Here is a 23,870-nt window from a genome sequence, read left to right as displayed (position 1 = left end):
CGGCGAAGCGGCTGCCGTCGCGGTTCGCGGCGCCTACGCAGAGGCCGATCTGAAGGTCTTGCGGCAGCGTGGTGCCGGAGAGATCGACGTCGCGGGTGACGCGGCGCGGATACATGCCGATCGGCGAGATCCAGCGCACCGCTTCCTCGAGCGCGGCCGGCCACAGCTCGGGCTTCGCCAGCACGCCGACCTTCTGCGCCGGGTTTTCCAGGAGGCCGAGCACAAGCGTCAGGATCGCGTCGCGCGGCTCGTTCAGGCCGCCGCCGATGATCACCTTGATGTTGGCGCGGATGCCCTCGATCGGCATCGGCGGATCGGCATTGATCATCGAGGACAGGATCGAAGGATTCGGCTGACGGCGGTGATCGTCGAGCACCGCGTCGATCGCGGCATCGACCTCGGCGCTCGCCTGCATCGCCTTACGCTCGATCTCGGCATCGGCGGTATAGTTTCCGGCGCCGTCGATCAGCGCCTGCGACCACTCGGCGAGGGTCTGCCACGGCATCGCGCGAAAGCCGATCATCGCCATCAGGCTGAGCGAGGCCATCGGCGCGGCAAGGGCGGAGAACAGATCGGCCTCGTCGCTCGCGGACAGGTCGTCGATCAGCGCCGCCGCGATCGCGGTAAATTGCGGTGCCCAATACTCCTTGATTGTGGCCGGACGGAACGAGGGCTCGATCGCCCTGCGGCCGATCGCATGCTCGGCGCCGTCCTTGCGCATGAAGGTCGGCCCCATCACCTTGTTGACCAGCGAGGCCGGATTGTCGGCCGAGTAGGTCTCGGGATCGCGCTCGATCCGCATGATGTCGTCGAAACGCGTCACCAGCGTCAGCTTCGCGGGCGCGACGAAGACCGCCGGCGCGATCTCGCGCAGGCGGCGGAAGATCGGATACGGGTCGTCGAGCAGATCCTGATACGCGATATCGGTGACGACAGGCACGGCGCTGGTCATTGGTCCTCCCGGGAGCGCTTTTTCGCCAAGGCTAGTCCCGGGTACACGATCGCTCAATTCGATGGAATTGATTTGCTCCATCGAAATATCCCATGACCTTGTGCTAGGCTGGGCCGCCAGCAATGCGGGAGGTATAGCGTGGCGGCCAATTCCTCGATCGATCCGATCGACATCGGGACTCTGCGGACCCTTGTGCTGGTCTATGACTTGCAGTCGTTCTCCGCCGCGGCCAAGCGGCTCGACGTCAACCAGTCCACCATCAGCTATGCGGTCGAGCGGCTGCGCGGCGCGCTGCATGACCCGCTGTTCGTTCGCAGCGGCAATGGCGTGACGGCGACCGAGCGCTGCGCGGCGCTGGTTGCCTGGGCGCGGGACATGATCGACGAGATCGACGGGCTTGCATCACCGGCGGAGTTCGATCCGGCGACGGCGCAGGGCAGCGTGACGATCTCCTGCAACTATCACGAACGCCAGACCCTGATCCCGCAATTCAGCGCGCGGCTGCGTGCCGGCGCGCCGCGGGTCCGTCTCGTCCTGCTCGATGCCGCGGGCCATGGCGACGTCCATCTCAAGCAGAACCAGTGCGACATCGTGCTCGGTCCGGTCGGGATCGCCGGCGAAGGCTTCTTCCGGCGCAACATCCTCGCCGATCACTATGTCTGCGTGATGGATCCAGCCAATCCGCTCGCGCGGGGCCGGATCGCGCTATCGGCCTATGCCAGGGCCGAGCATGTCTTCATCACCCACAGCGGTGAGTGGCAGCCGCTTTATCTCGCGGCGCTGAGGGCGAGGAAGATCGAGATCGAGGCGGTGGTCAGCCTTCCCAACCACGATAGTCTGGAGCGCATCATCACAGGCACCAGGCTCGTTGCGACCATCCCGTATCATCTGGCGCGGGCGATGCACGGCGGCCTCCATGTCGCTGCACTGCCGTTCCGCGTGCCGATCTCGATCGACATGTACTGGGGCGCCAGGACGGCCAAATCCGGCTTGCACAGATGGGCGCGCGGCCTGCTGGCCGAGGTTGCGAAGGCTTGCGCCGCCTGAGCGACGAGCAGGGCTGCAGGTCCAAAGCAAAAGGCCCGCACCGGAGTGCGGACCTTTGTCCGGCGCGTTGCTACGCCGAAAGCGTGGGGCGTCAGAACAGGTGGTAGAACACGTAGTAGAGAACGCCCGAGATGATCATCGCGGCCGGCAGCGTCAGCACCCAGGCCATCGCGATGTTGCGGATCGTGGCCCATTGCAGGCCGGAGCCGTTGGCGGCCATGGTGCCGGCGATGCCTGACGACAGCACGTGCGTGGTCGAGACCGGCAGGCCGTAGCCGTCGGCCGCCGCGATCGTCGCGGCCGCCGTGATCTCGGCGCAGGCGCCCTGCGCGTAGGTCAGGTGGGTCTTGCCGATCTTCTCGCCGACGGTGACGACGATACGCTTCCAGCCGACCATGGTGCCGAGGCCGAGCGCGATGGCGACGGCGAACTTCACCCAGCTCGGGATGAACTTCGTCGCGGCATCGAGCGAGCCCTTGTACTCGTTCAGCGTGGCGATGTCGGCGGCGGTCAGCTCGGCTTCCTTGTCCTTCATCAGGAAACGGATCGCCTCGGACGCAAGGTACATGTCGTTACGGGTGTTGCCGACCGCGTCAGCCGGGAACTTGGCCAGCGATCCATACTGGGCAACCTGCTGGCCGATGTCGCGCACCAGCAACGCAAGCGACGGAAAGGTGCCTTCGTTGATCTGGTGCTGCGCGACATAGTTGGTCACAGCCGGGCGCGGGTTGCCGATCACGTTGTAACCGGCGGCCTTGCCTTCGATGACCTTGCTGGCCGCGGTCGAGTGCGCCGTGAACAGCTCGATCTGGCTCGAGGGCATTGCGCGGTTCAGCGCATAGGCGGTCGGCACGGTGCCGATCAGGATCAGCATGATCAGGCCCATGCCCTTCTGACCGTCGTTGGAGCCGTGGAAGAAGCTGACCAGCGTGCAGGTCAGGATCAGGATGCCGCGGATCCACCACGGCGGCGGCTGGTCGCCGACCGGTTCGCCGAACAGCGCCGGCGTCGCGCGCTGCAGCGCGATCTTGAGGAGATAGAGCAGGCCGGCGGCGAGCGCGAAGCCGAACAGCGGCGACAGCAGCAATGCCTTCGCGATGTTGGTCGCCTGCGACCAGTCGACGCCTGAGGTGCCGTCACGGCCGCGCAGCAGCGCGTTGGTGATGCCGACGCCCATGATCGAACCGATCAGGGTGTGCGAGCTCGAGGCCGGCAGGCCGAGCCACCAGGTGCCGAGATTCCAGATGATGGCGGCGATCAAGAGCGCGAACACCATGGCAAAGCCGGCACTGCTGCCGACCTGCAGGATCAGCTCGACCGGAAGCAGCGAGACGATGCCGAACGCGACGGCGCCGCTGGAGAGCAGCACGCCGATCAGGTTGAACATGCCCGACCACACCACGGCGACATGCGCCGGCAGCGAGCGGGTGTAGATCACGGTGGCGACCGCGTTCGCGGTGTCATGGAAGCCGTTGACGAATTCGAAGCCGAGCGCGATCAGCAGCGCGACGAACAGCAGGATATACGGCAGGAACGAGGTGATGCGCGTGCCGGTGGCGTCGACATCGGCATAGATGCTGTAGGCAACGAACAGCAGCGCGGCCGCAACCACGCCCAAATAGATAATCCCGGTGAGAGGATGAAAGCCCTTGTCGAGGTCCGGACCCTTCTTCAGGGCGGGCTCGATCGAGCCGGGTAACGCCATATCGCTCATGGTAAACTCCTGTCCCAATGCCCCCGATTTTGATCGATGCATATGACAAGCAATTGAAATCCGCCCCGCGAGACGCGCCGGTCTCCCGTGGCGGTGGACATCGAGCCGAAGTTTTGTGCAACGCATTGAGCGCGCACGTGGCTTGGCGGCCTCGTGGCAATCTTCAGCAACAAGGGATCGCCGATCGCGACGGAAAGCTGTGGCCTGCGTTTCGCAGGACGAGACATTGTGCGGACGACAATCACACCGGCATCCGATCGGGCCGGCGTGGCCGCCGGAGAATTCGGCAGGCGCCTGCGAGCGGGAAGGTTGCGAATGAGGGAGGGGGATTGAGAGATGAGGTGGCGCGCCGCACGATCGGGGCTAGCAAACCGTGCAGCGCGCCCGCCTCAGGGTACGTCATGGCGTGAACATGACGCCCGATACCTGCGGAACACGCTACCTTACCACGGATCAATTCAAGGTTGTAGGTATTTGTCCGCGTTTAGAACAATTTCTCGTTGCGATGTGGTTCCTCGGTTCCGTTGGTTTTGCGGAACTCAGGCCGCATCGGCCGATCTGCGCAACTGGTGTGCGGCGATTTTCAGATCGTCGACAAAGCGCTGATATTCCAGCGCCTTGGCTTTTTCATCCGGCAGCCGCAACAGATAGGACGGGTGCACGGTGATGAGCACCTTGGTTCCGTCGTGGTCGATCAGATGGCCGCGGTTCTTGTTGATCGGCGTGATCTTGCCGAGCACGCTCTGCGCCGCGGTGGCACCGAGCGCCATCACGAGGTCCGGCTTGATGGTGGCGAGCTCGCGCTCGTACCACTGGCGGCAGGCGCGGATCTCCGGTGTGCTCGGCTTCTGGTGCAGCCGGATCTTGCCGCGCGGCACGAATTTGAAGTGCTTCACCGCGTTGGTGACATAGACCTTGCGGCGATTGATGCCGGCCTCCTGCAGCGCGCGATCGAGCATCTGGCCGGCCGGTCCGACGAAGGGGTGGCCTGCGAGATCTTCCTTGTCGCCCGGCTGCTCGCCGACCAGCATCAGCGTTGCGCTCTGCGGTCCCTCGCCGAACACGGTCTGGGTTGCGTCTTTCCACAGCGGGCAGGCGCGGCAATCGGCGGCCTCCTCGCGCAAGGCCGCGATCGTGTAGTGAGCTTGCCTGTCTTGAACTTGAACTTGCTTGCCTTGAACTTGCTTGCCTTGAACTTGCTTGCGGGGCATCGGCGTATCCTGCCGCTTCTGCGGCTCGGCCGCCTTGCGTGCGATGAAGGGGCCGCTGGTCATGCGCATTGCGTCTTCGATCAGAGGCTTAATGATCGAGTCCTCGGGCAGGTTCCTCCAATAGGCCTGCGGCATCTCCATCACTTTCAGCCGTGCGGGATTGAAGCGGCCGTTGTCGTGACGCCGCCACGCCTCCTCGAGCCGGTCCTCGGTCGGTACTTCGGATTTGGCGACGCCCGGCGTGATCGAGATCGCGTGCCCGTCCCAATGTGCGCAGACGTCGGGGGTCAGGATCGACCACGGCATGTCGGCGAAGCGGCCGGCGAAGAACGGCGCGGCAAGCTCGACGATGCGATGCTCCGGCTCGAACCAGGCGACGTAATGCGCCGTCCGCTCGCGGCCGATCTCGCGGAAGCGCAGATGCGCATGCATCCTGTCGATATCGACATAGACCGCGCGCGCCATCGCGTGGACCTCGGCGACATCGGGATCATCGGTCGCACTGAGCAGATCGTGATGGCTGCGCAGCCGCCACAGCAGGCGATAGAGCAGGGCAAAGCGTTCGTCACTGCGATGCAGGATCGCGGCCTTTGCGAGCTCGACGAATTTGGCCGACACATTGAACCGCGCCTGCGGCGTATCCGGCAATTCATTCATGCAGGATGCCGACGACAATTCGTCGTCGCTGCGTACGGTCCATGTGATCTCCGCGGGCTTCACATCGTTCAGCGCCAATCGCCGCGCGGCCTTGCGCCAGCCCTCGAAATCGGTGTCGTTGTCGAGCACGATGATGCGCATGCGATTGCTCCGTTTCCGTCACGCCGCCATTTTCGGGGCCTGCGTGCCTGACACTGCGGAAGATCAGGGCCCGTCCGGTTCGGCGGCTGCTGAATCCCATTGATTCCACTTATGAATCGATGAGCTCACCAATCCGATTGACTCCGCGGGCCCTGTTAGCTTTATATTAGAACATACCATGAACAATTGAGCCAGTCCCTGGTTCTCTGTTCAGGCAGTGACGACCTCAAATTTTCAAGTTGAAGGAGCGGCGCATATGAACGGCGCACGCATGGGTACGCTTGCGTCTCTGCGCGGCAGCATCGCGCGCATCGAGGCGCCATCGGATGCGGCGATGCCGAACCGCGTCGCGCTCGGCCATACGATCGCGGATGCGATGCTGCGCGGCGGGCTTGCGCCGGCCGCATTGCACGAGGTGTTCGCGGCCGGCCATCAAGGCGGCGCGGCGACCGGCTTCATCGCGGGGCTCGCCGGACGGCTGTCGGCACGCAAGCCGCTGGTCTGGGTGCGGCAGGATTTTTCCGATCGCGAAAACGGCGCGCTGTCGATGCGCGGGCTTGCCGAGCTCGGCCTCGATCCGCGCCTCTTGGTCACGGTGCGCGCCGCCGATGTCGACAGCGGTTTGCGCACCGCGGCCGACGCGCTCGCCTGCGATGCGCTCGGCGCGGTCGTGCTCGAGGTCTGGGGCCAGGCGCGCCAGCTCGATCTCGTCGCCAGCCGCAAATTGACCCTGGCCGCGCAAGCCTCCGGCGTCACCGCGCTGGTGCTGCGGATCGCGGCGACGGCGATCCCCTCGACCGCGGAGACGCGCTGGATCGTGCGCGCGGCGCATTCGCCGCCGGGCAATGCCGCGAGCGTGTGGGGCACACCGCGCTTCGAGGCCGAACTCGTGCGCAATCGTCATGGCCCGGTCGGGCGATGGATCATGGAATGGAAATGTGATGAGTGCCAATTCAGTGAACCGTCGGCGTATCCTCAGCCTGTGGCTGCCACGCCTGCCCATCGACCGCATCAAACGCAAGCTCGCGCAGGACATCGCCTCGCAAGCTGATGCACGGGAGGTGGCAGGGCTCCCTCTCCCGCAAGCGGGAGAGGCGAAGAAAGCAGAACTCCCCAGCGTCGTCGTCGCAAAAGACCACAATGCGATCCTGCTGCATGCCGTCGACGAGGCCGCGGTGCGCGCCGGGCTGTCGATCGGGCTGCCGCTCGCCAATGCGCGGGCGATCTGTCCGGAGCTCACGGTCTATGATGCCGATCCCGCCGCCGATCTGAAGACGCTGAACGACATCGCCGACTGGTGCGACCGCTTCACGCCGCTGGTGGCGCTCGACGCGCCCTACGGGCTGTTTCTCGACATCACCGGCTGCGCGCATCTGTTCGGCGGTGAGCGCGCGCTGCTGCAGATCGTGACGGGGGCGCTGAGTCGGCGCGGCTTTGCCGTCAGCGCGGCGATTGCCGGCACCTCGATCGCGGCGCGTACGCTGACGCGCACCGCCTCGGGCAAGATCGTCGCCGATGGCGAGGAAGCAGCGGCGGTCGGTCCACTGCCGGTGTCGGCGCTCGGTGCCGATGCCGCTGTCACCACCGGCCTGCGCCGCGCCGGCTTGAAGACCATCGGCGATGTCGCCTCGCGCGCGCCGCATGAAATCTCGGCGCGGTTCGGTGCGGCTTTCACCACCCTGCTTGGCCACGCGCTCGGGCAGGGCGATGCTCCGATCAGCCCGCGCAAGCCGCTGCCCGATTACATCGTCGAGAAGCGTTTCCCCGAGCCTGTCGCGACCGACACCGTGATCGCGCTGACGCTCTCAAGCCTCGCCAAGATGCTGGTTGCGGCGATGGACAAGCAGGGCAAGGGTGCGCGGCAGCTGGAAGCGAGCTTCTTCCGCACCGACGGCGCGGTGCGCGCGATCATGGTCGAGACCGGGCGTCCGGTGACGCGGCCCGAGATGATCGACCGCCTGTTCCGCGAGCGGCTCGATGCGCTGAACGATCCGCTCGATCCCGGCTTCGGCTTCGATCTCATTCGCCTCGCCGCAGGACGTACCGAGATCGTGGTACAGCAGCAGCGCGATCTCGACGCCACCATACACGATAATGACGAGCTCTCGGCGCTGATTGACCGCATCGCCACCCGCATCGGGGGAAAACGCGTCGTCGTGCATCTGCCGCTCGAAAGCCACGTCCCCGAGCGATCGGCGCTGGCGCTGCCGGCGCAGCATCATCTGGCCGCGGCGGGCGCCGCCGCCTGGCCGGAGCGCGTCGCCGGCGAACCGCCGCTGCGTCCGCTTAGGCTGTTCGAGCGGCCCGAACCGATCAAGGTGCCGTTCGCGACCGTGCCCGACGGTCCGCCGCATCAATTCACCTGGCGGCGCGCGCAGCATGACGTGGTGCGGGTCGAGGGCCCCGAGCGCATCGCGATGGAATGGTGGAAGCAGGACGGCGCGCCGCTGACGCGCGATTATTTCCGCGTCGAGGACGCCGAAGGCCAGCGCTTCTGGATCTTTCGCGACGGCCTCTACGAGAGCGAGCTGCGGGACGAGGAGGGCAAGCCCGTTCCGGCCAACTGGTATGTGCACGGGCTGTTCGCATGAGCACACCTCCACCCGACTATGCCGAGATCGGCATCACCAGCAATTTCTCCTTCCTGCGCGGCGGTTCCGATCCGCGCGCCTATGTGCATCAGGCGAGCGAACTCGGGATTCCCGTGATCGGGCTCGCCGATCACAACACGCTGGCCGGCGTGGTGCGCGCCTGGAAGGAGCTCGACAGCGAGAAGGTCGCCCATCCGCCAAAGCTCTTGATCGGCGCCCGCATCGTCTTCATCGACGGCACGCCCGACATCCTGGTCTATCCGCGCGATCGCGCCGCCTATGGCCGGCTGTGTCAATTGCTGACCCGCGGCAAGCGCGGCGACGACATCGTGCGGATCGAGAAAGGCGAGTGCCATCTGAAGCTCGCCGACCTCCTCGACTTCGTCGAGGGTCAGCTCCTGGTGCTGGCGCTGCCGCATCGGTTCGAGGCTGCCGATGCGCTCGATCTGCTTGCGCAACTGAAGGCAAGCGCCGCCGACGGCGTCTGGCTCGCCGCAAGCCTGCTCTATCGCGGTGACGACAGGCGCCGCCTCGCGCGGCTGCATGGCCTCGCCACTGACGCCGGCGTGCCGCTGCTCGCCACCAATGAGGTGCTCTATCACCATCCGGCGCGCCGCCCGCTGCAGGACGTGCTGACCTGCATCCGCGAAAAGACCACGATCGAGGCGGTCGGGCGCAGGCTCGAGGCCAATGCCGAGCGGCATCTCAAGCCGGCGCAAGAAATGATCAGGCTGTTCCGCGATCTGCCGGACGCGATCGCGGAAACCATGCGTTTTGCTGCGCGCATCTCTTTCTCGCTCGACCAGCTCAAATATCAGTATCCCGACGAGCCGGTACCGCCGGGCAAGACCGCGCAGCAGCATCTGGAAAATCTGACCTGGGCCGGTGTCGACAAATATTTCGGCGGCGAGATCGACGAAAAGCTTCGCACCACCCTGAACAAGGAGCTCGCGCTGATCGCCGAGCTGAAATACGCGCATTACTTCCTCACCGTGCACGACATCGTGCACTATGCGCGCAGCCAGAACATCCTGTGCCAGGGGCGCGGCTCGGCGGCCAATTCCGCGGTCTGCTTCGTGCTCGGCGTCACCTCGGTCGATCCGACCAAGGTCGATCTGTTGTTCGAGCGCTTCATCTCCAAGGAGCGGCTGGAGCCGCCCGACATCGACGTCGATTTCGAGCATTCGCGGCGCGAGGAGGTGATGCAATATGTCTACCGCCGCTACGGCCGCCACCGCGCCGCGATCATCGCCACCGTGATCCATTATCGCCCGCGCAGCGCGATCCGCGATGTCGGCAAGGCGCTCGGGCTGACCGAGGACGTCACCGCGGCGCTCGCCGACACCGTGTGGGGCAGCTGGGGCAAGGGCCTCAACGACATGCAGGTGCGCCAGGCCGGGCTCGATCCCAAAAATGCGATGATCAACCTCGCGGTCGAGCTCGCCACCGAGCTGATCGAATTTCCGCGCCATCTCTCGCAGCATGTCGGCGGCTATGTGCTGACCCAGGATCGGCTCGACACCTATGTGCCGATCGGCAACGCCGCGATGGATGACCGCACCTTCATCGAATGGGACAAGGACGACGTCGACGCGCTCCATATGATGAAGGTCGACGTGCTGGCGCTGGGCATGCTGACCTGCATCCGCAAATGCTTCGACCTGATCGCCGACCACAAGGGCGAGCACTGGGAGCTCGCCTCGGTCCCGCAGGACGAAGAAGAAGTCTACGACATGCTGTGCCGCGGCGAATCGCTCGGCGTGTTCCAGGTCGAGAGCCGGGCGCAAATGAACATGCTGCCGCGCCTAAAGCCGCGCACCTTCTACGATCTCGTCATCGAGGTCGCGATCGTGCGCCCCGGGCCGATCCAGGGCGACATGGTGCATCCTTATCTGCGCCGGCGGAACGGCCAGGAAAAGGTCAGCTATCCATCGCCGGCGCCCGACCAGGGCGACAAGGACGAGCTCTACAACGTGCTGCACAAGACGCTCGGCGTGCCGCTGTTCCAGGAGCAAGCGATGCGGATCGCGATCGAGGCGGCCCATTTCACGTCGGAGGAAGCCAACGGCCTGCGCCGCTCGATGGCGACCTTCCGCAACCTCGGCACCATCGGCAGCTACGAGGAGAAGCTGGTCGGCAACATGGTGGCGCGCGGCTATTCGCCCGACTTCGCCCGCAGCTGCTTCGACCAGATCAAGGGTTTCGGCTCCTACGGCTTCCCGGAAAGCCACGCCGCGAGTTTTGCGCAGCTCGTCTACATTTCCTCATGGCTGAAGCACCATCATCCCGATGCATTCTGCTGCGGCCTGCTCAACTCGCAGCCGATGGGCTTCTATGCCCCGGCGCAGATCGTCGGCGACGCCCGCAAGAACGGCGTCACGGTGCGCGAGGTCGATGTCTCCCATAGCTTTGCGCAGAACACGCTGGAGGAGCGCGACGGGAAATACTGCGCGGTGCGGCTCGGCTTCCGCCAGATCGATGGATTTCACTGGCTGGATGAGGACGAGGAGCGGTTGAGGAAGCTTCAACTGTCATTCCGGGGCACGCGAAGCGTGAACCCGGAATCTCGAGCTTCCGGGTTCGATGCTATCGCATCGCCCCGGAATGACAGCGTTGGAAAAGAAGACTGGGCCGACCGCATCGTTGCCGCGCGCAACCGCCGGCCGTTCACCTCGCTGGAAGACTTCGCCCGCGATACCGGCCTGCCCAAGCGCGCGTTGATCCTGCTCGCCGACGCCGATGCGTTCCGCTCGCTCGGGCTCGACCGCCGCGAGGCGCTGTGGGTGGTGCGGCGGCTGCCCGACGACGTGCCGCTGCCGCTGTTCGAGGCCGCCACCGCGCGCGAGCAGCCGGATGAGGGCGCCAAGCCACTGCCGGAGATGCCGCGTCCGGAGCAGGTGGTTGCCGACTATCAGACCATCCGCCTGTCGCTGAAGGGCCATCCGATGGAGTTTTTGCGCGACACCTTCACGAAGGAGCGCGTCGTCGCCTGCCATACAATCAACCAGAGCAACGACCGCCGCCGCGTCCGCTGTGCCGGCGTCGTGCTGGTGCGGCAGCGGCCGGGCAGCGCCAAGGGCGTCGTGTTCATGACGCTGGAGGACGAGACCGGCATCGCCAACATCGTGGTGTGGCCGAAGGTGATGGAGCAGTACCGCAAGGAGGTGATGGGCGCGCGCCTGATCCTGGTCGAGGGCTATATCCAGAGCAGCCCGGAGGGCGTGACGCATCTGGTGGCGCAGCGCATGACCGATCGCTCCCACGATCTGATCGGTCTCGCCAATGAATCCTTGAGCCGCAAGCATCCGGTACCGGCGGGCCCCGCGCTGATCGAGCCGCTCAACGACGACCGCCGCGATCACGGCGACAACTCGCCGCAAAAGATCCGCCACCCGCGCAACGTCCGCATCCTGCCGCCGTCCCGCGATTTCCATTAGCTGTCGTGCAATGACGGCAGCTGTTGAACCAGCTCCATCCCCAACGTCGTCCTGGCGAAAGCCAGGACCCATAACCACCGCTGCAAATGGTTACGCGGTGCTGCAAGGACGAGTGCCATCCACAACATCCTCCGCGGCGTATCCCGGCTTTCGCCGGGACGACGCCGGGGAAGCAACCGTGGACTCTCATTCTCCCCGGGGGGGGCGCATGCGAGCGATCCAGTACGCCGCGGCCCCTCGGCTCAATAACGGCCGTCTCTGGAATACTGGATCACCCGCATGCGCGCATGCGCGGGTGATGACGCCGCGTGGTGTGGCAACTTGAATCGAGGACCATCCTCATCGTCGTCCCTGCGAAAGCAGGGACCCATAACCACCGAAGCAAATTGTTATGCACTCTTGCAACGGCGAGTCCCGCCTACAACATTCGCTGCGGCGTATGGGACCCCTGAGTCCCTGCGGCGCGAACGCGCCATTGTCCATCCAATCGGTTCATCGACTTATGTCGCGCGAATGCGAACGTGTAGCCTACACGCCAATGCTGACACGTAGCTTACAACCGGTCCCTGTCGGACAGGCCCCATGTTGCATCGACGACGGATGACTTCCTCAGCCGCTGCATGCTACTCCACCGCGGCGCCGACCGGCGGTCCGCCGGGCGGGCGGTGCAGGAAGGTGATCGATGCGTAGGCGCCGACCCACGAGCCGAGGGCGGCGAAGGCGACGTAGAGCCAGTTTTCGGTGTAGCTGATCACCGCATAGGAGGACAGCACATACCAGACGCTGCTCCAGGTCGCCGCCGGCACGCGCTTGCGCGCCACGACCGCCGAGGTGAACATGACATAGACCGCGTCGGTCGCTGCGGTCGCGAGGAAGACAGCGCCGGCGGTGAGAGGATCGATGGCAGCCATTGCAACTCCTGTGTGGGTCAGGCAGAGCTGGATAGAAGCAGGACCGGAAATGACGGTTGGGATCGGGCACCGCCTTTTTGTCATCATGCTCGGGCATAGAATAATCGCAAACGGGTATGCGCATGCAGGACATTCGTGAAATCCTTTCCGATGTCTGGACCGGCGCCGGCGGCGCGCCGGCCGCGCTCGATGCGGTCACATTGACCGGCAGCGAGCCGCAGCTGCCGTCGTCGTTTCGGGTCGCAGCCGCAGCGCAGGCGCCGATCGCAGCAGCCGGCCTCGCCGCGGCCGAGATCTGGAAGGCCCGCAGCGGCGAGCAGCAGGATGTCGCGGTCGACATCCGCCATGCCGTCGTCGAATGCCGCAGCGAGCGCTATCTGCGCGTCGACGACAAGCCGCCGCCGCCGGCCTGGGACAAGATCGCCGGCGTCTATCGTATCAAAGACAACCGCTTCGTCCGCCTGCATACCAATTTCCCGCATCACCGCGACGCCGTCTGCAAGGTGCTGGGCTGCAACGCTGAACGTGACGACGTCCAGGCCGCGCTGCTGCAATGGGACGGCGAGGCGTTCGAGACCGCGGCCTACGCCGCCGGCGGCGTCGTCGCCTTGATGCGCTCGCACGACGAGTGGTCGGCGACGCCGCATGCCAACGAACTGGCAAAACTGCCGCTGATCTCGATCGAGAAGATCGGCGAGGCCGCACCGAAGCCGTGGCCCGCGGGCAACCGGCCGCTGGCCGGAATCCGTGTGCTCGACCTGTCGCGCGTGATCGCCGGCCCCGTCGCCGGCCGCACGCTCGCGGCGCATGGCGCCGACGTACTCCTGATCTCCGGTCCCGATCTGCCGGCGATCCCCTGGCTCACCATCGACACCGGCCGCGGCAAGCTCACGAGCTTCCTCGAGCTGCGGAGCGAAGAGGGGCGGGGCGTGATGCAGGGTCTGGTGGCGCAGGCCGATATTCTCTCGCAGGGTTATCGTCCGCAGGCGATCGCGCGGCTCGGCTTCTCGCCGGAGGAAGCGGCGCGGATCAATCCCGGGATCGTCTATGTGACGCTGTCGGCCTATGGCCATGCCGGACCGTGGGCCGGGCGCCGCGGCTTCGACTCGCTGGTGCAGACCACGACCGGCTTCAATCATGCCGAAGGACAGGCGGCCGGCACGGATGGGCCGAAGGAATTGCCGGCCCAGATGCTCGACCACGCCACCGGATATTTCATGGCGTTCGGCGCCATGATGGCGAAGGCCCGCCAGGCCCGCGAAGGCGGCAGCTGGCACGTCCGGGTATCGCTGGCACAGACCGGGCGCTGGCTGTGGAATCTCGGCCGCCTCGAACGAGGCCTTGCGACGGAGGACCTGAAGGCGGATGCGGTGCAGCCCTTCATCGAACGGCTGCCGTCCGGCTTTGGTACGCTGAGCTCGGTCCGGCATGCCGCCGTGCTGTCCAGGACCCCGGCCCATTGGTCCCGTCCGGCCATGCCCCTCGGCAGCCACCCTCCGGAGTTTCCTGCCCCGGAGTTTCCCGGATGAGACATTCAGCTGCCGTTCAGGCTATGCAAACTTTAACGACAGGCGTCGCCGAAGGGCGATTTTTAGGTTGTTTGAGACGCCAATTCAGCACTATTAGCGCACCGCTGGGGCCGTCCCGCCGGATGCTGCAACGATCGACCCCGCGGACCGCATGGTGAAAGAGTTTACCAAGAGAATGCAGAGCTTTAGCCGCCCGCGCCTGGTCGTGGCCGCGGCGCTGCTGGCGGTTGCCTGCGCGGGTGCCTATGGCTACACGCGTTTCGGCTCGGAAAAGCAGACATCTTCGGAAGTCTCCAGCCAGTCCCGCAAGGGCGGCGCGCGCTATGCGCCGTCGGCGGCCGAGTGGGCCAGCCTGACCTTCCAGACCGTGAGCGAGCACACCTTCCGCTCCGAGCTGGTGACCGAGGGCAAGATCGGCATCGATGAGGACCGCTCCACCCCGGTCTACTCGCCCTATACCGGACGCGTCACGCGCCTCATGGTGCGGCCGGGCGATGCCGTGGTGAAGGGCCAGCCGCTGTTCGTGATCGAGGCGGCCGACACCGTGCAGGCGCAGAACGATTACATCGCGGCGATGACCGGCCTCAACAAGGCGCAGTCGGCGCTCGACCTGGCGCAGATCCAGGAGAAGCGCGCCAAGGATCTGTCCGAGGGCAAGGCGATCCCGCTGAAGGATTATCAGCAGGCGCAGGCGGCGCTGGTGCAAGCGCAGAACGATGCGCGCTCGGCGCAGACGCTTTTGGAAGCGGCGCAGAACAAGCTGCACATTCTCGGCTTCGGCGACGACGACATCACGACGCTGCGGCAGAAGGGCCGCCTCAATCCGGAGACGACGGTGTTCGCGCCGATCGGCGGCACCGTGGTGCAGCGCAAGGCCGGTCCCGGCCAGTATGTCTCGACCGGCGCCAGCGACCCGGTCTACGTGATCGGCGATCTGTCGACGGTCTGGCTGATCGCCTTCGTCCGCGAATCCGACGCAGACAATGTCGCGGTCGGCCAGGACCTCACCTTCAGCGTGATGGCGCTGCCGGGGAAGACGCTGAACGCCCGGGTCAACTATGTCGCCGCGGCGATCGACGCGACCTCGCGCCGGCTCCTGGTTCGCGCCACCATCGACAACGCCGACAAGCGGCTGAAGCCCGAGATGTTCGCCAATGTGACGCTGTATTCGAAGGGCGATCACCCGGCGGTCGGCGTGCCGAAGCAGGCGCTGATCTACGAGGGCGACCAGGTTCGGCTCTGGGTCGCGAGGGCCGACGACAAGACCATCGAGCTGCGTCAGATCAAGCCCGGCCTCATCAATGGCGACCTCGTCGAGGTGGCCGGCAACCTCAAGCCGGGCGAGCAGATCGTGACGAAGGGAAGCCTCTTCATCGACCGCGCCGCATCAGGCACCTAAGCGCATGATCCGGAAAAGCGGGAAGCGGTTTTCCCTCGCGACAAACGCGCAACGCGTTTGCGCGGAGATCACGCTCAATAAGAAAACTCCCTTCCAGTTGAAAGCGCCGATCTGAATGGATCGCCTCGTCGCCCTTGCCGTCAATCGCCGCTACTTGATGGTGGCCATGTTCGTGGCCGTCTTGATCGGCGGCCTGCTCGCGTTCAGGCAGCTCAACATCGAGGCCTATCCCGATCCGACCCCGCCGATGGTCGATATCGTGACGCAGAGCCCGGGCCTCTCGGCCGAGGAGATCGAACGCTACATCACGATCCCGATCGAGACCCAGGTCGCCGGCATCAAGAACCTCAAGACCATCCGTACCATCTCGCTGTACGGCCTTTCCGACGTCAAGCTGCAGTTCTCCTTCGACTACACCTATGACGAGGCGCTGCAACAGGTGCTCAACCGCCTGTCGCAGCTCGCGCCGCTGCCGGGCAACGTGCTGCCCGGCATCTCGCCGCTGAGTCCGATCGGCGAAATCTTCCGCTACCGCCTGAAGGGACCGCCGAACTACAGCGTGCTCGACCTCAAGACGCTGCAGGACTGGGTGCTGCAGCGCCGCTTTCGCGCCGTGCCCGGCGTGATCGACGTTACCGGCTGGGGCGGCAAGACCAAGACCTATGAGATTCAGGTCGACTTCAACAAGCTGGTCGCCAACGGCCTGACGCTGCCGCAGGTGCTGCAGGCGGTTTCCAACGCCAACATCAATGTCGGCGGCAACACCGTGAACATCGGCTCGCAATCGGCGGTGGTGCGCGGCGTCGGCCTGATCCGCTCGATCGACGACCTCGCCAACACCATGGTCTCGCAGTCCGGCGGCAATCCGGTGCTGGTGCGCGACATCGCCCATGTCACGATCGGCGAGAAGCCGCGGCTCGGCATCGCCGGCCTCGACGATGACGACGACATCGTGCAGGGCATCGTCCTGATGCGCCGCGGCGAGCAGAGCTCGCCGACGATTTCCCGCGTCGAGCAGCTGGTCCACGACATCAACCATTCCTCGATCCTGCCGCCCGGCGTGAAGATCGAGCGGATCTACGACCGCAAGGACCTGATCGAGCTCACCACCCACACCGTGCTGCACAACATGGTGGTCGGCATCCTCCTGATCGTGCTGTTGCAGTGGATCTTCCTCGGCGACCTCCGCAGCGCGCTGATCGTCGGCGCGACGATCCCGTTCGCGCTGTTCTTTGCCGTGATCATCCTGGTGCTGCGCGGCGAATCCGCCAATCTGCTGTCGGTCGGTGCGATCGATTTCGGCCTGATCGTCGATGCCACCGTGATCATGGTGGAGGCGATCTTCCGCCGGCTGTCGCAAACCACCGCGCTGTCGGAAGACGAGCGAAGCCACATCTCCGAGGACACGGTGATGGGGATGAAGAGCCACGCGATCCTGTCGGCAGCCGCCGACGTGTCGCGCTCGATCTTCTTTGCCGCGGCGATCATCATCGCGGCGTTCCTGCCGCTGTTCACGCTGTCCGGCGTCGAGGGCAACATCTTCGGCCCGATGGCGCGCACCTATGCTTACGCGCTGGCCGGCGGGCTGCTGGCGACGTTCACGGTCACTCCGGCGTTCAGCGCGATCATCCTGCCGGCGCATATCCACGAGACCGAGACCTGGATCGTCAAGAAGCTCGACGCGATCTACCTGCCGGTGCTGAACTGGGCGATCGCCAACCGCAAGCTGGTGATGGCCGGCGCGGCCGGCCTCGTGGTCATGACCATCATCTTCGCGCGCTTCCTCGGCCTCGAATTCCTGCCCAAGCTGGAAGAGGGCAATCTGTGGATCCGCGCCACGCTGCCGCCGACGATCTCGCTGCAGGAGGGCAATGCCTATGTCAACGAGATGCGGAAGCTGATCCGCAGCCGCCCCGAGGTGGTGTCGGTGGTGTCGCAGCACGGCCGTCCCGACGACGGCACCGATGCGGCCGGCCTGTTCAACGCCGAATTCTTCGCGCCGCTGAAGCCGGCCAGCGAATGGCCAAATACTCACGACAAGGACGTGCTGACCGCGCAATTGCTGGCGCAGTTGCAGGAGAAATTCCCGGGCGTCGAATTCAATTTCTCGCAATATCTGCAGGACAACGTGTCGGAAGCGGTGTCCGGCGTGAAGGGCGAGAACTCGATCAAGCTCTACGGCAATGATCTGCAGGCGCTGACCGACACCGCCAACAAGATCAAGTCGGTGCTGTCGACGGTGCAGGGCGTCACCGACCTTGCGGTGTTCACCTCGCTCGGCCAGCCGACCATCCAGATCGACGTCGATCGCGCGCGTGCCGCGCGCTATGGCCTGTCACCGGGCGATATCAACGCCACGATCCGCGTTGCCGTCGGCGGCGACAGCGCCGGCGACCTCTATGAGCCGGGCAGCGACCGGCACTTCCCGATTATCGTCCGCCTTGCGCCGGAATATCGCAAGAGCGCGGAAGCGATCCAGAACTTGCGGATCGGGGTGGCGAACGCCAACGGCGGTATCACGCAGATCCCGCTCTCCGAAGTGGCCTCGATCAACCTGATCTCCGGCGCGGCCTATATCTACCGCGAGCAGCAGGAGCGCTATTTGCCGATCAAGTTCTCGGTGCGCGAGCGCGACCTCGGCAGCGCGATCCGGGAGGCGCAGCAGAAGATCGACGAGCAGGTGCAGCTACCGCCTGGATCGCGTGTCGAGTGGGTCGGCGAGTTCGGCAATCTGCAGGATGCGATCAGGCGGCTCTCGATCGTGGTGCCGATCAGCCTCGCGCTGATCGCGGTGCTGCTGTTCTTCAATTTCGGCTCGATGGTCGACACCATGCTCGCGATGAGCGTGATCCCGATGGCGATCTTCGGCGGCGTGCTCGGGCTTCTGATCTCGGGGATTCCGTTCAGCGTGTCGGCGGCGATCGGTTTTATCGCGCTGTTCGGCATCGCGGTGATGGACGGCATCATCATCCTGTCGCAGTTCAACCAGCTGATCGATGAAGGCTACGACCGGATGCGCGCGGTGATCCGCACCGGCGAGCTGCAGCTGCGTCCGGTGCTGATGACCTGCGTGGTGGCGGGCGTCGGCCTGTTGCCGGCGGCGGTGTCGGAGGGCATCGGCTCGCAGGTGCAGAAGCCGCTCGCCATCGTCGTCGTCACCGGCATGATGCTGGCGCCGCTGGTGATCCTGATCACGCTGCCGGTCTTGATCTCCTACTTCTCGCGCCGGCCGAAGGACAGCCTCAGGTGAAGCCGTAGAGCCGCGCCGGGTTGTCGACCAGGATCGCCTTGCGGACCGCGGCGTCCGGCGCCCAGACCGGAAGCTGGTTGAGGAGGCGGCCGTCGTCGATCTGAAACAGCGGCGTCACGTCGGTGACCTTCCTGCCTTGCGGCGTCACCGAATCCGGATGCGGCCAGTCGGTGCCCCAGACAATGCGCTCGGCATTGGCCGCGATCAGCGCCTGCGCCAGCGGCGTGGCGTCGGCATAATCGGGCGCGAGCTTGGAGGCGCGGTAGGCGCCGGAAATCTTGACATAGGCCTTGCCGGACTTGACCAGCGCGAGCAGGTCGGCAAATGCCGGTTGGCCGGTGCCGAGTGCGGCCTCGGCGCCGCCGAAATGGTCGAACACGACCGGCACCGGCGCTGTAGCGACGAGGTCCTTGATCGCGGAGACCATCGCGAGGCTGGTGAACAGCTGCACATGCCAGCCGCGCGCCTTCATCCGCTCGATCGCGGCCGAGAAGCGCTGCCGGCCGACATTGGGATCGTTGACGCCGCCGGTCGCGAGGTTGAGGCGGATACCGCGGAAGCCGGCCTTGTTCATGGCATCGAGATCGCTCTCGCTGGTCTTGTCGTCGATCACGGCGACGCCGCGCGCGGTCGGCCCGCGGGCCGTGATGCCGAACAGGGTCGACGAATTGTCGGGGCCATAGACGCTCGGCGTCACGATCACCACGCGCTCGACATGGAGCGCCTTGTGCAGCGCGCTCATCTCCTCCGGCGAGGCCGGTTCGGGCGTGTAGACGCGGCCGGCGAAGAACGGGAATTTCTCGGGGTCGCCATGGATGTGGGTGTGGCAGTCGCACGCCCCTGCAGGCACGTCGAAATTCACCGCGGTTGATGGTTGCGCTGCCTTGGAAAATGCGTTGCCGCTGGTCATGGTCACTCCCGCTGCGATGGAAGCCAGCATCATATCGCGTCGCGTCAGCATTGGACGTCTCCCTGTGTGCTCGGCTGTTATGCGCGTCATACGCGCGTCGGCATTATGGGTTGCCGGCGGGGGCGGAGGTTATCGGCGGAGAGAGCGGGCGGGAAGGGCCCGTTCGCGGTGCGAACGGTTCCGCAATGCCTATTGTCCCGACGGCGTGCGCAGGCCGTGCCAGGCGTCGCGCACCTGATGGTAGTGCACCTCGGGCAGGTAGTCCGGCGTCTTCAGGTTCAGCGTCTTGACGTCGAGGCGCCCGGTCGCGCTGAGCAGCGTGTAGGAGGCGATCACGCGGTCGCGCTGCGCACCGATCAGCCGTGCTCGCGCGGTGATCAGATCCTGCTGCGCGTTGAGCACGTCTACCGTGGTGCGCTGGCCGCCCGCGGCTTCTTTCTGCACGCCAGCCAGCGCAACTTCCGCAGCCTTCATCTCGGACTCGGAGGCCGACACCGCGATCTTGGCGCCCTCATTGGCGACCCACGCGCTGACCACGGCGGTCTTGGCCTGATTGCGGACCTGATCCAGCACCAGCCGGCTCTGCGCCGCGACCTCCTTGGCCTGCCGGGTCTGCGATGCGGCGGTGCCGCCGTCATAGATCGGCTGCGTCACCTGACCGATCACCGAGGCCTGATCGGTGCCGAAGCTGCCGAGCGTGGTGTCGGTGTCGCGGCTGCGGCTGACGCTGCCCTGCACGGAGACGTTCGGCATCAGGCTGCTCTCGGCGACGCGAATCGAGGTCGAGGCGACGTCGACGTCGAAGCCTGCCGCGGTGACGGCGGGATGCTCGCGGAGCGAGAGCGCGATCGCATCCTCGCGGCTGCGCGGCAACAGTCGGTCGATGGTCTCGGCCGGGCGCAACTGGGATGGCGCGTTGCCGACCACCTGCGCATAGGTGGCCTGGCTGATCGCGTAATTGACCTCGGCGGCGTTGAGGTCGGCAAGGCCGCGGTTCAGTCGCGCCTCGGCCTGGGCGGTATCGGTCGGCGTCACGTCGCCGGCATTGAGGCGCCGTTCGGTGATTGCCCGGGTCTCCTTCAGGAAGGCGACGTTGGCGCGCTGCGCCTCGACCAGGGTCTGGTTAGCCAGCACATTGGTGTAGGCGGTGACGGCGTCGAGCAGCACACCCTGGCCGACATTGCGCAACGCCTCGCGGCCGGACTGCACCTGCAACTCGGCGACGCGGACGCTGTTGGCGGTCTTGAAGCCGTTGAACAGGGTCTGCGTCACCGTGACGCCGATCTGCCACGGCTTCAGCGTTGCGGTCTGGATCACATTGCCGGGCAGCTGATCGCGCACCGCCTGCAGGCCGACCGACAGGCCGGCAATGATCTGGGGACGGTAGCCGGCCAGCGCCTGCGGCACGTTCTCGTCGGTCGCACGCTGGCGCGCCCGCTCGGCGTTGAGTTGCGGATTGGTCTGATACGCCTTGACCAAGGCTTCCGGCAGGCTCTCGGCGCGGGCCGCGGTCTCCGTCAGCAGCGCACATGCCAGCACGCCAAGGCCGATGCCCGACAAAAGCACGCGCCTCGCTACGTCGCCGACCCTCGCGGCACGCTCAACCATGTGATCCCGCAAACCAAAACTCCGGCAGTGCGCCCCCGCCGACGCCGCCGACACATCTACCTGTTTACGGGGCGGTGCCGCCACAGACAAACCGCCGCGCGACATCTGCACATCATTTCAGTTCTTGTCTGTTGCCGGTTCGTCACAGGCGCACGTATCGGTCATATGAAGTATAAGTTTGAACCGCCGGCCGTCGATTCAACGATGCCGGTTATCCACCGTCTCGTCCGGGTCCATTGCTGATGCCGATATTCTTCTCCGACCCCGAGGCGATCGCGGAGCACATCATTCGTGACGTCGGAACCGAACTGGTGGTCGGGCTGCCGCTCGGCCTCGGCAAGGCCAATCACATCGTCAACGCGCTGTATGCGCGGGCGGTGGCCGACCGCTCCATCAACCTGACGCTGTTCTCCGCACTGACGCTGGAAAAGCCGAAGCCGAAGAGCCTGCTCGAACGGCGTTTCATCGGACCGGTGATCGACCGCCTGTTCGACGGCTATCCGGATCTCGCCTACGCGGATGCGCTGCATCATGGCGCACTTCCGCCCAACATCAAGGTGATCGAGTTCTTCTTCCTCGCGGGGCAGTGGCTGCACCAGCCATTCGCGCAACAGCACTACATTTCCGCCAACTACACCCATGCGGCGTCATATTTGTTGGCGCGCGGACTGAATGTCGTGCCTCAGCTCGTTGCCAAGCGCATGGTTGACGGCGTGCCGCGCTACAGCCTGAGCTGCAACACCGACACCACGCTCGACGTGCTGCGCGCCCGTGCGCAGGGGCGGGCGTCGTTCAAGCTGATCGGCCAGGTCAATTCCGAGCTGCCGTTCATGCCCGGCGCCGGCGACCTGCCGGCGGATCAATTCGCCGCGGTGCTCGACAGTCCCGAGACCGATTTCTCGCTGTTCGCGCCGCCGTCCGAGCCGATCAGCGACACCAAATATGCGATCGGCTTGCACGCCGCTGGTCTGGTCCGCGACGGCGGCACGTTGCAGATCGGCATCGGGCAGGTCGGCGACGCGCTGGCGCAGGGGCTCGTGGTCCGCCATCGCGACAACGCCCAATTCCACGGCATCATGCGGCACCTTGCGCCCGGTACCGGGCAACTCGCCGCGGCCGGGACCGGGTCGTTCGAAAAGGGTCTCTACGGCGTCAGCGAGATGCTGTTCGAGGCGTTCCTCGGGTTGATCGACGCCGGCATCCTCAAGCGCGAGGTCGGCGGCGTGATCCTGCACGGCGCATTCTTCCTGGGCCCGCCATCATTCTACCGGGCGCTGCGCGAGATGGCACCGGAGCAGCTGGCGCGAATCCAGATGATGCCGGTTTCCTTCACCAACGAGATCTTCGGCGACGAGGACGGCAAGCGTCGCGCCCGGGTCGATGCGCGCTTCGTCAACAATGCGATGATGGCGACGCTGCTCGGCGCTGCGATCTCGGACGGTCTCGAGAACGGCCAGGTCGTGAGCGGGGTCGGCGGCCAGTATAATTTTGTGGCGCAGGCATTCGCGCTCGAGGGCGCACGTTCTGTGCTGGCGCTGGAGGCGACCCGTCAGTCCGCCAAGCAAGCGCAGTCGAACATTCGCTGGTCCTATGGACATGAGACCATCCCGCGGCATCTGCGCGATGTCTTTGTCACTGAATATGGCGTCGCCGACGTCAGGGGGAAATCCGATGCCGACGTGATCGCCGCGATGCTGCAGGTCTCGGACTCCCGCTTCCAGGGTGAATTGATGCGGCAGGCCAAGGATGCCGGCAAGCTGCCGCGCAGCTACGAGATTCCTGCGGCGCATCGCGAAAATTATCCCGAGCGCATCAGTGCTGCGCTGAGGCCCGCGCGCGACGCCGGGCTGCTGCCGTCATTCCCGTTCGGCAGCGACTTCACCGATGTCGAGCAGCGGCTGATTCCGGCTTTGCAGATCTTGCGGCAGGCGCAGCACACGCCGCTGCAACTCGCCGGCCTGCTGTGGCAGGGCATGCGGCATCCGCCCGATGCCGCCGACCGCGAATGCCTGGCGCGGCTCGGTCTCGACAAGCCGACGCATTTCGCCGAGCGCGCCTATCGCGCGCTCGTCACCGCGGCATTGCAACGGAGCCGAATGGGTTAACGGTTCTTGTTGACCGGCTTGCGCTTCTCGATGAACGCCGCCATGCCCTCGGAGCGATCCTCGAGCGCGAAGGTCGAGTGGAACAGGTTGCGCTCGACATTCATGCCTTCCGCGAGCGGCGTCTCGAACGCGCGGTTGATGGCTTCCTTGGCCATTGCGGCGGCCGGACGCGACATCGAGGCGATCTTCTCGGCTGCCGCGAGCGCCTCCTCGAGCAGCTTGTCGGCCGGCACGATCCGCGACACGAGGCCCGAGCGCTCGGCTTCCGCCGCATCCATCATCCGCCCGGTCAGGCAGAGGTCCATCGCCTTCGACTTGCCGATCGCGCGGGTCAGGCGCTGCGTGCCACCGATGCCGGGAATGGTGCCGAGGGTGATTTCCGGCTGGCCGAACTTGGCGGTGTCGGCG

15 protein-coding genes are annotated in these 23,870 nt (G+C 65.6%); 8 read left to right on the top strand and 7 right to left on the bottom strand.

What is annotated here, in order from left to right; translation table 11 throughout:
• On the bottom strand, window positions 1-952 hold a 952-nt coding region (locus AKL29_RS33535; protein ID WP_193395272.1), incomplete at its 3' end, for a cytochrome P450 family protein.
• A 138-nt stretch (window positions 953-1,090) separates the two neighbouring features.
• Between AKL29_RS33535 and AKL29_RS33530 the strand changes: the two genes are divergently transcribed.
• Window positions 1,091-1,999 (top strand): LysR family transcriptional regulator, encoded by a 909-nt coding sequence (locus tag AKL29_RS33530; protein WP_050387112.1) that lies wholly within the window; start codon window positions 1,091-1,093, stop codon window positions 1,997-1,999.
• 91 nt (window positions 2,000-2,090) lie between these two features.
• On the opposite strand, the gene AKL29_RS33525 is transcribed toward AKL29_RS33530, so the two are convergent.
• Together AKL29_RS33525 and AKL29_RS33520 are read right to left on the bottom strand one after the other, a co-directional pair.
• The gene (locus tag AKL29_RS33525; protein ID WP_028331677.1) at window positions 2,091-3,713 is read right to left on the bottom strand and encodes an inorganic phosphate transporter; all 1,623 of its coding nucleotides are present in this window, start codon (window positions 3,711-3,713) and stop codon (window positions 2,091-2,093) included.
• Between the two features lie 539 nt (window positions 3,714-4,252).
• On the bottom strand, window positions 4,253-5,722 hold the full coding sequence (locus AKL29_RS33520) for a UdgX family uracil-DNA binding protein (protein WP_050387111.1): 1,470 nt from the start codon (window positions 5,720-5,722) through the stop codon (window positions 4,253-4,255).
• A 256-nt stretch (window positions 5,723-5,978) separates the two neighbouring features.
• On the opposite strand from AKL29_RS33520, the gene AKL29_RS33515 reads away from it, so the two are divergent.
• Genes AKL29_RS33515 through AKL29_RS33505 form a run of 3 tightly spaced genes read left to right on the top strand, consistent with a single transcriptional unit; the run spans window position 5,979 to window position 11,750 of the window.
• Entirely contained in the window at window positions 5,979-6,773 is a 795-nt protein-coding gene (locus AKL29_RS33515; RefSeq protein ID WP_050387110.1) for an ImuA family protein, read from the top strand.
• Window positions 6,664-8,313 carry a Y-family DNA polymerase gene (locus AKL29_RS33510; protein ID WP_050387109.1) on the top strand — a complete coding sequence of 550 codons (1,650 nt, stop codon included), beginning with the start codon at window positions 6,664-6,666 and terminating at the stop codon, window positions 8,311-8,313. The genes AKL29_RS33515 and AKL29_RS33510 overlap by 110 nt, the downstream gene beginning before the upstream one ends.
• The gene (locus AKL29_RS33505) at window positions 8,310-11,750 is read left to right on the top strand and encodes an error-prone DNA polymerase (protein ID WP_050387108.1); all 3,441 of its coding nucleotides are present in this window, start codon (window positions 8,310-8,312) and stop codon (window positions 11,748-11,750) included. The genes AKL29_RS33510 and AKL29_RS33505 overlap by 4 nt, the downstream gene beginning before the upstream one ends.
• A 623-nt stretch (window positions 11,751-12,373) precedes the next feature.
• Here the strand turns inward: AKL29_RS33505 and AKL29_RS33500 are convergent.
• A complete protein-coding gene (locus AKL29_RS33500; protein WP_018270628.1) occupies window positions 12,374-12,661 on the bottom strand; it encodes a hypothetical protein in 288 nt (95 codons plus the stop codon).
• A gap of 122 nt (window positions 12,662-12,783) precedes the next feature.
• Here AKL29_RS33500 and AKL29_RS33495 point away from each other — a divergent pair, with 122 nt between their 5' ends.
• From AKL29_RS33495 to AKL29_RS33485, 3 genes are all read left to right on the top strand, one after another.
• The gene (locus AKL29_RS33495; protein WP_050387178.1) at window positions 12,784-14,190 is read left to right on the top strand and encodes a CoA transferase; all 1,407 of its coding nucleotides are present in this window, start codon (window positions 12,784-12,786) and stop codon (window positions 14,188-14,190) included.
• Between the two features lie 151 nt (window positions 14,191-14,341).
• A complete protein-coding gene (locus AKL29_RS33490; RefSeq protein WP_028331670.1) occupies window positions 14,342-15,589 on the top strand; it encodes an efflux RND transporter periplasmic adaptor subunit in 1,248 nt (415 codons plus the stop codon).
• A 115-nt stretch (window positions 15,590-15,704) separates the two neighbouring features.
• Window positions 15,705-18,839, top strand: a complete 3,135-nt coding sequence (locus tag AKL29_RS33485; RefSeq protein WP_050387107.1) for an efflux RND transporter permease subunit — start codon at window positions 15,705-15,707, stop codon at window positions 18,837-18,839.
• Here AKL29_RS33485 and AKL29_RS33480 read toward each other — a convergent pair.
• Together AKL29_RS33480 and AKL29_RS33475 are read right to left on the bottom strand one after the other, a co-directional pair.
• A complete protein-coding gene (locus AKL29_RS33480) occupies window positions 18,832-19,800 on the bottom strand; it encodes an amidohydrolase family protein (protein WP_050387106.1) in 969 nt (322 codons plus the stop codon). The genes AKL29_RS33485 and AKL29_RS33480 overlap by 8 nt on opposite strands.
• A 138-nt stretch (window positions 19,801-19,938) precedes the next feature.
• Complete coding sequence (locus tag AKL29_RS33475; RefSeq protein WP_028331667.1) at window positions 19,939-21,357, bottom strand: TolC family outer membrane protein; 1,419 nt, start codon at window positions 21,355-21,357, stop codon at window positions 19,939-19,941.
• A 242-nt stretch (window positions 21,358-21,599) separates the two neighbouring features.
• Here AKL29_RS33475 and AKL29_RS33470 point away from each other — a divergent pair, with 242 nt between their 5' ends.
• Complete coding sequence (locus tag AKL29_RS33470) at window positions 21,600-23,462, top strand: acetyl-CoA hydrolase/transferase C-terminal domain-containing protein (RefSeq protein WP_050387105.1); 1,863 nt, start codon at window positions 21,600-21,602, stop codon at window positions 23,460-23,462.
• Here the strand turns inward: AKL29_RS33470 and AKL29_RS45970 are convergent.
• On the bottom strand, window positions 23,459-23,870 hold a 412-nt coding region (locus AKL29_RS45970; protein WP_244482564.1), incomplete at its 5' end, for an enoyl-CoA hydratase-related protein. The two genes, AKL29_RS33470 and AKL29_RS45970, sit on opposite strands and share 4 nt — an antisense overlap.

Source organism: Bradyrhizobium pachyrhizi (assembly GCF_001189245.1).
Taxonomy (GTDB): domain Bacteria; phylum Pseudomonadota; class Alphaproteobacteria; order Rhizobiales; family Xanthobacteraceae; genus Bradyrhizobium; species Bradyrhizobium pachyrhizi.
The sequence above is the reverse complement of the archived record's forward strand: the minus strand, read 5'-3'. Positions and strand labels throughout refer to the sequence as shown.

Excerpts from the sequence above, each read along its gene's own strand:
- AKL29_RS33525 (WP_028331677.1), bottom strand. The coding sequence starts at position 3,713 with ATGAGCGATATGGCGTTACCCGGCTCGATCGAGCCCGCCCTGAAGAAG.
- AKL29_RS33520 (WP_050387111.1), bottom strand. The coding sequence starts at position 5,722 with ATGCGCATCATCGTGCTCGACAACGACACCGATTTCGAGGGCTGGCGC.
- AKL29_RS33515 (WP_050387110.1), top strand. The coding sequence starts at position 5,979 with ATGAACGGCGCACGCATGGGTACGCTTGCGTCTCTGCGCGGCAGCATC.
- AKL29_RS33510 (WP_050387109.1), top strand. The coding sequence starts at position 6,664 with ATGAGTGCCAATTCAGTGAACCGTCGGCGTATCCTCAGCCTGTGGCTG.
- AKL29_RS33505 (WP_050387108.1), top strand. The coding sequence starts at position 8,310 with ATGAGCACACCTCCACCCGACTATGCCGAGATCGGCATCACCAGCAAT.
- AKL29_RS33500 (WP_018270628.1), bottom strand. The coding sequence starts at position 12,661 with ATGGCTGCCATCGATCCTCTCACCGCCGGCGCTGTCTTCCTCGCGACC.
- AKL29_RS33495 (WP_050387178.1), top strand. The coding sequence starts at position 12,784 with ATGCAGGACATTCGTGAAATCCTTTCCGATGTCTGGACCGGCGCCGGC.
- AKL29_RS33490 (WP_028331670.1), top strand. The coding sequence starts at position 14,342 with ATGGTGAAAGAGTTTACCAAGAGAATGCAGAGCTTTAGCCGCCCGCGC.
- AKL29_RS33485 (WP_050387107.1), top strand. The coding sequence starts at position 15,705 with ATGGATCGCCTCGTCGCCCTTGCCGTCAATCGCCGCTACTTGATGGTG.
- AKL29_RS33480 (WP_050387106.1), bottom strand. The coding sequence starts at position 19,800 with ATGCTGACGCGACGCGATATGATGCTGGCTTCCATCGCAGCGGGAGTG.
- AKL29_RS33475 (WP_028331667.1), bottom strand. The coding sequence starts at position 21,357 with ATGGTTGAGCGTGCCGCGAGGGTCGGCGACGTAGCGAGGCGCGTGCTT.
- AKL29_RS33470 (WP_050387105.1), top strand. The coding sequence starts at position 21,600 with ATGCCGATATTCTTCTCCGACCCCGAGGCGATCGCGGAGCACATCATT.